A 12,324-nucleotide genomic window follows, 5' to 3' on the forward strand; every position below is an offset into this window, starting at 1 on the left:
AAGGCTTTTTCCAAAATGACAACGATTTCCCTGCGTTCGCCCCCCCGCCGACGCCGTCGTACCAGTGGCATAGGCTTCCAGCCTGTGAACAGTGGCATAGGCTTCCAGCCTGTGAATCCTGCCCCCCGATCCTTCGCTCTCCTGCTGCTGTGTGGCGTGCTGGCCGTGATGGGTTGCGGTGGCGACGCGCCGAATTCGACCGAATCGCTTGGCGCCGGCGAAGCGGCTGCCGATTCGGAGTTCTCGCCTGCGACCCAGTCGGTCCGCACGGTGGCTCGACCGATGCCCGCCGGCGAAGCGGCTTCGGGCACCGGTTCCCAGGCGGCCGCCCGGCGATTGCTGGAAACCATGTTGGCTCGTTACCGCGCCGCGACCGCTTACCAGGATCGCGGCGTGGTCAGGCTCAGCTACCGGCAAAACGGGGTGCCGCAGACGGATGTGGCGCCGCTGAGCGTTCAGTATCGGGCTCCGGACCGCGTCTCCCTGCACGCCTACAGTGTCCAACTGGTTTGCGATTCCGGCCGGCTGATGGCCCAGGTCGTGGACCCCACGACCGACAACTTCGATGGGCAACGGCTGCTGCGGAACCTGGACCAGGCCGCGGTCACCATGCAGGCCATCTATGCCGATCCCGTAATCACCCAGCTGGCCAGTGCGGGATTGGGCGGTCCGAGTCCGCAACTGGAGCTGTTGTTGGGCGAGACGCCCCTGTCGGGCCTGGTCGGAGCCGAGTCGCGGTTGTCGCTGGGCAAAGCCGCACGGCTGGACGGCTACGATTGCCAGAGTCTGCAGATCGAAACGGAATCGATCCACTACGTACTGTGGATCGATCGCCAAGCCTTGCTGCTGCGGCGGATCGAGTTGCCGCTGGTGTTGGTGCCGGGCCTGTTGGATGACGTTTCCATTGAAGACGCGCATTTGACCATCGATTTGACTGCGGCCAGCTGGACGCCACCGGCCGAGCAGGCATTTGCGCTGCCGCCGCGGCAGGGCGGGCCGTGGGTCGAGCGAATGGTGCCGCTGCCGCCACCGCTGGAAAGTCCGCTGCTGGGCAAAACTGCCGAAGCGTTCGAGTTGTCGGCCAACGAGGCTTCGGGATCGTCGCCGTTTCGGGTGAACCACCGTGGCAGCGACCGAGACATCATCGTTCTGCTGTGGGTGGCGCGCCACGAGGGTTCTCAGGCCGCCGCGTTGGCCCTCGACGAGATCGAACAGCGACTGGACGAGCGCACTCGCAGAAACGTGCGTTTTTTAATCGTCATGACCGAAGCGGGACCGCCGACCGGCCAGACGTTAGGGCAGTGGGACGTGACCTTGCCGTGGACCGACGACACCGAGGCGGTGGGCCGCGACGTGTTTGGCGTGCAGCACGCTCCGGCGCTGAGCGTCCTGGGCCGCGGCGGCACGGTGCAGTGGTTCCAGCACCCGCTCGAACCCGGCGCGATGCAGGCTTTGCCACAGGTAATCGCCGACCTGCAAGCCGGCGCGGAGGTGGGCCGAACGTTAGCCGAAGATCACCAAGCCAACCAACAAGCCTACCGAGCCGCCCTGCATGAAGCCGCCGCCACCCCGTAGCCAGCAGATCTCAAATTTCAGATCTTATGACTCCGGCGGAATCAATGTATGGCTCGGAGCGATAGAATGCAACGTTTTCTCCCCTCTCCCCCGCTGCGCCGCGAGCGTCAGCGAGTGAAGCAGTGGTGGGAGAGGGGCCGGGGGTGAGGGGGCTCGGGTGCAACGGAATAGCTCTTGAATTACGATCCCCAGGGCCGTGCCGCATCGAGATACGGCAATGGTGCTGCTGCTCTGCATTCCCCCTCGCCCCCAACCCCTCTCCCCCGAAGCCTGACTCGCTTAGGCTCGCCAGGCTTCGGGGGAGAGGGGAGTAAACGATTCTATTTGTACATAGATTCCGTTAGAGTCAGCAAATTTCAAATTTCAGATCTCAAATTTCGAATCCCACCCCCAAACTCTGGCGAGTTCGGCTACGGGCGTCTCACGCTTTGGCGACGCTTAATTCGCCGTCCTGACCGGCGACGCTGAGCGGCTGCGGCTCCGAACCCGGAACGCGCTGTTCGAGAATCTCGTCGGCCAGCGTCTCGCGGCGGATCATGTCCCGGTGCTCATCGACCGCTTGCTTGACGTCGTTGCTCTCGGTCAGGATGCCGACGACGATCCGATCGACGAACTCACAGCCCATCTCCTTGCGGCGGCTCTGAATGAAACGGATCAGATCGCGGGCGATGCCTTCGCGAAACAGTTCCGGCGTGACTTCGGTGCTCAGTACGACCACGCTGTTCGGCCCCTGCGTCGCGGCCGAACCCTCGCGAGCTTGCAGACGAACCTGGATGTCCTGGTCATCCAGCCGCAGGGTTTCCTCACCGACGGTCAACTCGATGAAGCCGTCGGCCTGCAGACGAGCCATCAATTCACCGCCATCGGCTTCGGCCAACTGTTTCTTGACCGCTGGAACGTTCTTGCCGACGCGCGGTCCGAGCCGTTTGAAGTTGGGCTGGACGCTGTAGTGCACCAGGTCTTCGGCGTCGGTGACGTACTGGACGGCTTTCACGTTTAACTCACTTTGCACCAACGCATCGTGTGCCTTCAGCCACGGGACGTGCTGTTGGTCGGGCAGCACGACGGTCACGGACGCCAGGGGCTGGCGGACCTTGAGTTTGGCTTCGGCCCGCGCCGCCCGCCCCAGCGAGGCGATTTCGCGAAGCAGCTGCATGCGGGTGGACAACGTCTGGTCGATCCGGGACGCGTCGCTTTTTGGGTAGTCGCACAGATGCACGCTTTCGGCCGTTTTGCCGCTGCCGACGAAAGGACGCGTCAGTTCCTGCCACAGGCTTTCGGCCAGGAAGGGCACGAACGGAGCGATCAACTTGGTGACTTCGACCAGCGTTTCGTACAGCGTCCAGAACGCGTCCAGCTTGTCGGCCGACCGTTTGTCCTTGGCCCAGAAACGGTCGCGGCTGCGACGCACGTACCAGTTGCTCAGCCCATCGACCAGAGCGGTAATCTGTTGGCAGGCACCGTAGTTGTCATAGGCATCCATCCGTTCGGTGACGGCGGCGATGGTGCGGTTCAGTTCCGAGAGGATCCAGCGATCGATCTCGCTGCGTTCGCTCGCCGGGCGATAACCTTCGCCGCCGGCCAGTTCCGCGGGCGACAGTTGACCGCTGGTCAGTTCAACGCCCGCGGTCGGATCGAACTCGTCGATCTCGGCGTAGATCGTAAAGAAGCTGAACACGTTCCACAGCCGCAGCAGAAATTCCGGAATGGAATCGCGGATCGTGCGTTCGCTGTACAGGATCGACGTCCAGGGCGGTTGGTTGGCAAAGAAGTACCACCGCAGGGCGTCGGCACCATACAGGTCGAAGATCTCGTCGGGGCTGCGGTAATTGCGCAGCTGCTTCGACATCTTGCCCACTTTCTTTTCAAAGGCGCCGCCGAACTTTTCCTTGGCGTCGGCTTCGGTCAGGGCGATGTTTTTCTTGTCGCCCTTCTTGGGCTCGTACCACTCGGCCATCATCAGGCCCAGCACGATGCAGTTGCGGAACGGATGCGGCCAGGGCTGGTCCGCATCGGCCGCCACGTCGACGCTGTTTCCGGCGGTTCGCTGCGGCGGCCCGTCGCCGTCGGTTGCCGCCTGGGAATCCGGTCCGAACAACAGCGTGCTGATCGCCAATTGGCTGTAGAACCAACCGCGAGTTTGGTCCAACGCTTCGCTGATAAAGTCGGCCGGGAACTGCTGGCGGAATTGTTCGCGGCTGCCTTCCTGGTGCGGGTAACCCAGCTGGGCGAAGGGCATCGCACCGCTGTCGTACCAGCAATCGATCACTTCTTCGACTCGCTGCATACGGGCCCCGTCGGCAAAGGGCGAATCGTAGGTGACCGCGTCGATGTAGGGTTTGTGAACGCGCAGATCGTCCGCCAGTTCGGGGTTTTCGGCCTTGGCCTTCTGCCAGACCTCGGTGCCCTGGACGCCGGGCTTGGCCAGCAGTTCTTCGTAGTTGCCGATGGCTTCCATGCGGCCGGTTTGCTGGCACACCCAGATCGGCAGCGGTGTCCCCCAGAAACGTTCACGCGATAGCGCCCAGTCGACATTGGAAGCCAGGAAATTGCCGAAGCGGCCGTCGCGAATGTGTTCGGGCAACCAACCGATCCGAGCGTTGTTGGCCAGCATCTGGTCTTTGAACTGGGTCGTGCGAATGAACCAGCTCTCCCGCGGATACTGGATCAACGGGTCCTGTTCGGCTCGCCAGCAGAACGGGTAATCGTGCAGGTACTGTTCCTGGAAAAACAGCAGACCGCGTTCTTTCAGGTCGCGTGTGATCGGTTTGTCGGCGTCTTTGACCCACATCCCGGCAAACGGGCCGGCCTGCTCGGTCAGTTTGCCGTCGGAAGCCACACAGTGGAACAGTTCCGGTTGCTGTCCTTCCACAAAGCGTTGCTGTTCAGTGGAGAGCACCTCGTAGTCGACTTCGCCGAAGGCCGGGGCTTGGTGGACCAGTCCGGTACCGCTGTCGGTGGTGACGAAATCGGCCGCGACCACGCGCCAGTAGTGGGCCTGACGGCCGCCGGCGACCAGGTCGCCTGCGGCGTCTGCTTTATCGGCATAGAAAAAGTCGAAGGGCGGCCGGTAGCGCAGGCCGATCAGGTCGCTGCCCCGGCAGGTTTCCAGAACCGTCAGTTCCTGCTTGGTCTTGGTGGCGATGGCTTCCACCAGGTCGGCGGCGATCCACAGTTCCTGGTCGCTGTCGGCCACGCGGACCAACGCGTACTGCAACTCCGGATTGACCGCGGCGAACATATTGCTGGGCAGGGTCCAGGGCGTGGTGGTCCAGACCAACAGGCCGCGTCGGGGCGTATCGACCAGCGGAAAGGTCACGAACACACTGGGATCGGCCACTTGGCGATAGCCCTGCCCGACTTCGCCCGAGGACAGGGCCGTGCCGCCTTGGGCCCACCACCAGACGATCTTGTGTCCCTGGTACAGCAGCCCGCGGTCGAACAGGTTCTTCAGACTCCACCACACGCTCTCGATATAGCTTTGGTGGTAGGTCACGTAGGCCGATTCCAGATCGACCCAGAACCCCAGCCGCTCGGTCAGGCGTTCCCACTGCTGCATGTACCGCCAGACGCTCTGCTGGCAGCGTTGGACGAAGGGTTCGACGCCGTAGGCTTCGATCTCTTCCTTGCTGTGGATGCCCAGTTCCTTGCCGACTTCGACCTCCACCGGCAAACCGTGCGTATCCCAGCCCGCCCGGCGTTCACAGCGAAAGCCCTGCATGGTTTTGTAGCGGGGAAACACATCCTTGATGGCGCGGGTCAGGCAGTGCCCGGGGTGCGGCAAGCCGTTGGCCGTGGGCGGACCTTCGTAGAACACAAAGGACGGAGCGTCCTGGCGGCGGGCCAGCGATTTGGCATAGATGTCGCGCTGCTTCCACAGCTCCAGCACCTGCTCTTCGCGCTTGGGAAAGGATACGTCCGTCGAGACTGCTTTGAACATTCGTTATTCGTCCAGGTCGTCTAAATCGTCATCCAGGTCATCGACGTCATCATTCAGGTCGTCGTCGAAACCGGCGCCGCCGAATTCAGTGGGAATGTCGTCGTCCAGGTCCAGTTCGTAGTCCTCTTCCATCTCTTCTTCGAAATCGTCGTCGAAGTCGTCGTCGAAATCCTCGTCGTCGATATCGTCGAAGGTGTCCAGGTCGGCCTCGTCGTCGTCCCCCTTGGCCGGCGTGTCCAGATCGTCCTCGTCCTCGTCGTCATCGTCGAGATTATCGTCGTCCTCTTCGTCCAGGTCGTCATCTTCCTCGAACCCGGACAACTCGACCCGGACGGCCGGCGGCCACTCGGGGCGGGGCAGCGGAGTCCGAACGGGGGCGGAGGCGGTCAACACGGGGGACAGAACAATGCTCATAGAAGTGCTATCAAAGCGAGGGCGGCAGTCTGGAGGATGGGTGGCAAACGGCGGAAAAAGCTAAAAGTTTCGCGACCTAATCAGGTTTGTCAACGCAGTACCGGCTCGCAGGCCGATCTTTGCCACAGAACGAGAGCTGCAGGACGCGTTCTCGCCTTGGCAAGCCATAGGCGTTTTTCGTAACAGGGTTTACACGATGAACTCGGCCGGCTGCAGCCCGCTAGTGAACATAATTCCGCCCTGCCTCCGGATAAAGGGAACAGCAACGATGCGACGACGGGAATTCCTTCGATGGCCCGCAGCGATGGCCGCCACAGCGGGGTTTGCCGCCGCCGGGTGCAGCAGCAACCGCTACGCTCACATCCTCCAGCCCGGTGATACCGACCTGGTGGGCAGCCACCAAGCCGGGGCCGCCGTCTGGAACCCCCTGGTCGATGAATCGGTCGCCAAACTGCTGTCCCGCTGCCCGACGGTCCAGCCCGCGGCCTTTCAAGCGGCCGATGGACAACCGATCAGTCCCGCCGCCGGCCCGGCCACGGTTTGCTTTATCGGCATCGAAAACAAAAGCGCCGAAGAAATGGTCGATTTTAAGGACCAGTTGTACGAGCGAATCGACTCGCAAATCAACGGACACGCGAATTTCCGCAGCGTCAGCCGGCGGATGGTCGAAGCGGCCCTGATCGAGACGCGGCTGCGGCCCGACGCCCTGTTCGTGCCTCAAAACCGCGACCTGTTCGCCGCCGCCCTGGGCCGTCAGGGCAGCCCCATCGATCACCTGCTGTACGCTCGGATCACCTCCGGCACCACCGAACGCAACAAATCGACCCAGCGTGATTACCTGCTGACCCTGGAGATGGTCGACCTGCACAGCGGCCAGTACATCAAGGAGTCGGCCAAGATCAGCAAGGGCTATCACAAATCGCGGGTCGGCAAGATCTGGAACTACGGACCCTTCCAACAAGCCGATGGTTGATGCCCGTCCAGGAAAGGCAATTTCAGGATAGGTCTTCAGCGTGGGGACTGGATCACCGCCGCGTGGCAGCAACGCTGCGGTGCACGGTCCTGTTTTGCGCCCTGCTGGTTGCGGCCGGCGGATGCTCGATCACCCGCGACTCTTTGGCCGACGGCCGGGTGGCGTTCCTGCAGGGCGATCTGCAGGCCTCCCGCGAATTGCTCCAGGCCGCCGCGGAAAAGGATCGTCGCTGGGGACCGCCCGCGCGGCTGGACCTGGCGATCGCCCATCTGGCGGCCGGAGACAACGCGGCGGCCGAGCGGCTGCTGCGGGAATCCCGCGACCACTTCGATCGCCTGCCGGGACTGGACCCATTGGATGAAGCCGGGTCGATGCTGACCGACGACACCAAGCGGACGTATCGCGCGGCCGATTACGAACAGGTCATGATGCGAGCGATGCTGGCCCTGTGCAGTCTGGCTTCCGACGGAACCGACGCGGAAGCCTACGCGATGCAGGCCCAGCTGCGTCAGGCGGAGCTGGCCCAGGCGGCGACCGAGCGGGCCGCCAAGCGGGACATGGAGGTGGGCCAAGCGTACCAGCCGATCGCACTTGCGCCGTACCTTCGCGGCGTGCTCCGCGAATCGACGCATCAAGACTACGACGACGCGGCGCGGGCCTATCAACTGGTTGCCCAGTGGCAGCCCACCTTCGCACCGGCCGGCAGCGATATCCAGCGAGCGTCGGGCGGTGTGCACAGCCCGCCCGGTCACGGCGTCCTGTACGTGTTTGCCTGCGTCGGCCGCGGGCCGGTACGCGTCGAGAAGATCGCCGAAACGACCAGCGATGCCCTGCGGATCGCCGCGTTGGCGGTCGACCACGCCAGCGGCCAGGCGGCCATCCCGCGGGTATCGAACGTGCCGATCGCCGAAGTGTTCATTCCGCCATCGCCGGCTTTCGGCCTCGGCGTCCGCGTCGACCAACACGCACTCGCAGCCACGACGACCCTGACCGATGTGGGTTTGTTGGCCCAGCGGCAAGCCGACGCGGAACGCCCCTGGACGATCGCTCGTGCCGTGCTGCGGCGCGTGGCCAAGGAAGCAGCCGTCAAGGCCGCCGGCAACGCGCTGGGGATGGATGGCCAAATGGCGGGAATCTTTTCCTTCGCTGCCGGCTCGTTCTGGCAGGCCAGCGAAAAAGCCGACCTCCGCTGCTGGGGACTGCTGCCCCGGGAGATTCAGGTCGTGCGAATCGAATTGCCCGCCGGACGACACCGCGTCGGTTTAGAAGTCCTGGGCAGCCGGGCCGATCCGATCGGCCCGGTTCGCCACTGCGAAGTCGACATCCTCGATGGCGAGAACTCGTACCTGTTGGCCTTCGCACCTGCGGAACGGGTTGTTGCGATCCAGGGCAATCGCACCCACAATGTGCCACACTAGCTTCGTCCCCCGCGCGGCCCCGCCCGCCGCTGGTCTCGCCACTCTCGCCGCTCTCGCCCGTTTGGAAAGGATTGCACCGTCGTGCCTGACTCCGATTCCTACCTCGCCGTCGACCTCGGTGCGTCCAGCGGTCGTGTGATTGCCGGATCCCTGGACGGTGGACGCCTGCAACTGGAAACGGTGCACCGTTTCGCCAACGCCCCGGTGTTCGTCCAGGACAGCATGCAGTGGGATACGCTGGGGCTGTGGCGCGAGATCCAAACCGGTTTAAAACAAGCCAATGACCGGGCCGCCGCGTCGGGCGCAAGGATCCGTTCGGTCGGTGTCGATACCTGGGGCGTGGATTACGTACTGCTCGGTGCCGACGATCAACCGGTCGCTCCGATCTACCACTACCGTGATCAACGCAACGACGGCATGCTGGAGAAAGCCTTCGAGATCCTGCCGCGCGAACAGATCTTCCAGCGCACCGGTTTGCAGTTCATGCAAATTAATTCGCTGTATCAATTGTTGGCCACGAAACAGAACTCGCCCCAGCGCTTGGAGGCGGCCGAAAGTTTCGTGATGATGGCCGATTACTTTCACTGGTTGCTGACCGGCGAGCGGTCGGTCGAAGCGACCAATGCGTCGACGACGCAATTGCTGGATCCCCGCAGCGGCGATTGGTCGGAATCCCTGATCGAATCCATGGGCCTGCCGCGCCGGATCTTCGGCCCCCTGTCCCAGCCCGGCACCACGCTGGCACCGCTGCAGTCCTCGGTCGGTGACCGCACCGGCCTGGGCAACATCCCCGTGATCCTGCCGGCCACCCACGATACGGCTTCGGCCGTGCTGGCCGTTCCCTCACAAGGATTTGCACCGGAGAAACCCGACTGGTGCTATATCAGCAGTGGCACCTGGTCGCTGATGGGTTGTGAACTGCCGGGGCCGCTCGTCAACGAGCGCTGCGCGGAGCTGAACTTCACCAACGAAGGCGGCGTCCGCGGCAGCACGCGACTGCTGAAGAACATCGGCGGCTTGTGGGTTTTCCAGCAGATTCGGGCGGCTCTGGAGCGGCGTGGGCAGGCCGTGTCGTGGGAGGACATGGTTTCGCAGGCCCAGGCGGCACCCGCATTCGAGTTGCTGGTCGATCCGGATCACCCCGAGTTTTTAGCTCCGGCCGACATGGTCGACGCGATCTGCGGCTACGCCGGACGCAGCGGCCAGCGGGTGCCGGCCGACAACGGCGTGCTGTACCGCGCGGCGCTCGAAGGGCTGGCCCTGCGTTACCGAATTTGCCTGGAGATGCTCGAGTCGTTGGTCGACAGCAGGATTCGAACCATTCACGTGGTCGGCGGCGGAGCGATGAATCGGTTGCTGTGCCAGATGACGGCCGACGCGTGTCGCCGCACGGTCGTGGCCGGACCGGTCGAAGCCACCGCAACCGGAAATATTTTGATGCAGATGATCGGCAGCGGCGAATTGCATTCGGTCGACGAAGCGCGAGCGTTGGTCCGCCGCAGCAGCCAACCGGTCACCTACGAACCCCAGGATCCGGATCCCTGGGACGCGGCCGCCGAGCGCTTCGTGGCCCTGCCATAAAGCAGAGTCGCCTTTCGCAGAGTCGCCTTTCGCTCCGCGAAAGTAAATCAGAGTCGCCTTTCGCTCCGCGAAAGTAGTGCAGAGTCGCCTTTCGCTCCGCGAAAGTAGTGCACAGCTACCACTTCACAGGCTGGAAGCCTATGCCACTAAGCAGGCTGGAAGCCTTTGCCACAGAGTACTATCAACACGAGGAATCAACGGACATGCGAGCAGGAATTTTGGGCGTCGGATTTATGGGCTGGATTCACTACCTGGCCTATCAAGCTTCGGAGAAAGCCGAGTTGGTGGCCTTCTGCAGTCGCGACGCTGCCAAGCGAGCGGGCGACTGGCGCGGCATTCAGGGCAACTTCGGACCGCCGGCCGGACAGATCGACGTCTCGGGCTTGGCAACCTACGAAACACTGGACCAGATGCTGGCCGACGACTCGATCGATCTGATCGACATCTGCCTGCCTCCGCATCTGCACGTTGACGCGGTCGAGAAGTGCTTGGCCGCTGGCAAGCGGGTGCTGTGCGAGAAACCGCTGGCGCTGACCGCCGAGGAAGCGACCGGGCTGATCGCCAAAGCGGAGCCAGGACAATTGCTGGTCGCCCACATCCTGCCCTTCATGCCCGAGTTTCGGTACGTCGCCGACGCCGCCCGCGACAACCGGTTCGGCAAACTGCTGGGCGGACAATTCAAACGCGTCATCGGCCCGCCCGACTGGATCCCTGACTTCTACGATCCGGCACGTGTCGGCGGTCCGCTGCTGGACCTGCACGTCCACGACGCCCATTTCATACGGATGCTGTTCGGCATGCCCACCGAAGTGCTGACCCGCGGGCGGATGCGGGGTGAAACGCCGCAGTACTTTGAATCGACCTTCGCCACGGCTGATCCCCAAGTGGTCCTCTCGGCCTGTTGCGGCGTGATCGATCAACCGGCGCGACCCTTCACGCACGGCTATGAAGTGCATTTCGAAAAAGCGACGCTGCGTTTCGAATTTGCCGCGCACAGCGATGGCGAATCGTCCATGATGCCGCTGAGCGTGTTTCAGGCCGATGGATCGATCGAGCAACCGGATCTGGGCGATGGCGACCCGGTGAAATCTTTCCATCTGGAGATCGACGCCGCGGCCGATTCGCTCAGCAGTGGCCAGGCGCACCCCGCTTTGGATGGACAGGTCGCCGCCGATGCCATTCGGCTGTGCGACGCCCAGCTCCGCAGTGTGCGGACCGGCAAACCGGTTACAATAGAAGCGGTTTGAATCCCGCCGCCGACGACGGTCCGCCCAGGCTGCGGACGGACTGTCCCCGGCTTTGATGCCCGTCTCCGGCTTTGATGCCCCCGCCTCTGATCACTCGAGAAAGCCTACGTGAGTGCTACGATTTCCAACCAAACGCTGACGGTCGTCGTTTCCAAAGGCCAATCGCGGGCTCCCGCCAAACGGGCCCTAGAAACCGCGATCGCCGAGCGGGTGGCGCGGCTGCCGGGCGTCAGCGTGTTGGTGATCCCCCACCTGTACGACCTGCCTCCACGCGGCGAAACGATCCAGCGACTGCGGGAGGTCGAGGGCGACCTGGTGCTGTTGAGCTGGATTTTTCCCCGCGCCGCGCACTGGGTGCTGGACCGGGCCGGCGTTCGAGGCCAAGTGGGGGCGGTCGAACTAGCCGAACCGGTCGGCGATCCCGAAGACCAAGCCGACGTGCTCGAAGACAATCCGCTGACCGAGCGGGTCATCGATGAATACCCGCGGCCGGATCGCGCGATCTATACACTGGACCTGCGACTGGCCGAAGAAGCGGACGCGTTCGTCGCCGAGGTGGACCGGATCCGCGCGGAGGCGGCCGGTGAAACGATCCCGCCCTCCAGCTCCGCGGTCGCCGAACCGCACCCCGAGGAAAACGACCAACAAGACGCCGACCCGGCCGGCGGTCTGTTTCAGTTGCAGGAAGCGACCACGCGGCGCTGGTACCCGGTGATCGACTTCAGCCGCTGTACCAACTGCATGGAGTGCATCGACTTTTGTTTGTTCGGCGTGTATGGCGTCGACAACGTGGACACCATCCTGGTCGAACAGCCCGACAATTGCCGCAAGGGATGCCCGGCCTGCAGCCGTGTGTGTCCGGCCGGCGCGATTATCTTTCCCCAGCACAAAGCTCCGGGGATCGCCGGTAGCGCCGCGGCCGATGACGGTGGCCTGAAGATCGACCTGTCCCTGTTGTTCGGCGGCGGTGAAAAGGATGAAGATCCCATCGCCACGGCCGCGCGAGAACGCGACGAACAGCTGCTTTTGACGGGGCGTGAAGCGGTCGGAATCGACGATCAACTGGCCAAGCGACAGAGTGAGCTCCAGTCGCAACCCAAAGATGAACTGGACGATCTGCTCGATGAGCTCGATGCGATGGAGCTGTAGCGAGCGGCGTTCGGGGCCCCCCACAAA

Annotated in this window: 8 protein-coding genes; 6 read left to right on the forward strand and 2 right to left on the reverse strand. The window is 63.4% G+C overall.

The features are described 5' to 3' along the window. Positions 1 to 111: 111 nt before the first annotated feature. Positions 112 to 1,575, forward strand: coding sequence for a hypothetical protein (locus GE027_RS03205; RefSeq protein ID WP_153555731.1), 1,464 nt, complete (start codon positions 112 to 114; stop codon positions 1,573 to 1,575). Between the two features lie 421 nt (positions 1,576 to 1,996). Here GE027_RS03205 and ileS read toward each other — a convergent pair whose 3' ends face one another. Both ileS and GE027_RS03215 read right to left on the reverse strand, forming a co-directional pair. Further along, positions 1,997 to 5,515 (reverse strand): isoleucine--tRNA ligase, encoded by a 3,519-nt coding sequence (gene ileS, locus GE027_RS03210; RefSeq protein ID WP_153555732.1) that lies wholly within the window; start codon positions 5,513 to 5,515, stop codon positions 1,997 to 1,999. Positions 5,516 to 5,518: 3 nt separating this feature from the next. After that, the gene (locus GE027_RS03215) at positions 5,519 to 5,929 is read right to left on the reverse strand and encodes a hypothetical protein (RefSeq protein ID WP_153555733.1); all 411 of its coding nucleotides are present in this window, start codon (positions 5,927 to 5,929) and stop codon (positions 5,519 to 5,521) included. Positions 5,930 to 6,197: 268 nt separating this feature from the next. On the opposite strand from GE027_RS03215, the gene GE027_RS03220 reads away from it, so the two are divergent. From GE027_RS03220 to GE027_RS03240, 5 genes are all read left to right on the forward strand, one after another. Continuing rightward, on the forward strand, positions 6,198 to 6,902 hold the full coding sequence (locus GE027_RS03220) for a penicillin-binding protein activator LpoB (protein ID WP_237607222.1): 705 nt from the start codon (positions 6,198 to 6,200) through the stop codon (positions 6,900 to 6,902). Positions 6,903 to 6,964: 62 nt separating this feature from the next. After that, positions 6,965 to 8,320 carry a hypothetical protein gene (locus GE027_RS03225; protein WP_237607224.1) on the forward strand — a complete coding sequence of 452 codons (1,356 nt, stop codon included), beginning with the start codon at positions 6,965 to 6,967 and terminating at the stop codon, positions 8,318 to 8,320. Positions 8,321 to 8,401: 81 nt separating this feature from the next. Further along, on the forward strand, positions 8,402 to 9,901 hold the full coding sequence (locus GE027_RS03230; RefSeq protein ID WP_153555735.1) for a rhamnulokinase: 1,500 nt from the start codon (positions 8,402 to 8,404) through the stop codon (positions 9,899 to 9,901). Between the two features lie 203 nt (positions 9,902 to 10,104). Further along, positions 10,105 to 11,148 (forward strand): Gfo/Idh/MocA family protein, encoded by a 1,044-nt coding sequence (locus tag GE027_RS03235; protein WP_153555736.1) that lies wholly within the window; start codon positions 10,105 to 10,107, stop codon positions 11,146 to 11,148. A 108-nt stretch (positions 11,149 to 11,256) separates the two neighbouring features. Next, the gene (locus GE027_RS03240; RefSeq protein WP_153555737.1) at positions 11,257 to 12,297 is read left to right on the forward strand and encodes a 4Fe-4S dicluster domain-containing protein; all 1,041 of its coding nucleotides are present in this window, start codon (positions 11,257 to 11,259) and stop codon (positions 12,295 to 12,297) included. The last annotated feature ends 27 nt before the right edge of the window (positions 12,298 to 12,324 follow it).

The sequence above is a fragment of the Roseimaritima sediminicola genome (assembly GCF_009618275.1).
Lineage (GTDB): Bacteria > Planctomycetota > Planctomycetia > Pirellulales > Pirellulaceae > Roseimaritima > Roseimaritima sediminicola.

Excerpts from the sequence above, each read along its gene's own strand:
- GE027_RS03215 (WP_153555733.1), bottom strand. The coding sequence starts at position 5,929 with ATGAGCATTGTTCTGTCCCCCGTGTTGACCGCCTCCGCCCCCGTTCGG.
- GE027_RS03235 (WP_153555736.1), top strand. The coding sequence starts at position 10,105 with ATGCGAGCAGGAATTTTGGGCGTCGGATTTATGGGCTGGATTCACTAC.
- ileS (WP_153555732.1), bottom strand. The coding sequence starts at position 5,515 with ATGTTCAAAGCAGTCTCGACGGACGTATCCTTTCCCAAGCGCGAAGAG.
- GE027_RS03220 (WP_237607222.1), top strand. The coding sequence starts at position 6,198 with ATGCGACGACGGGAATTCCTTCGATGGCCCGCAGCGATGGCCGCCACA.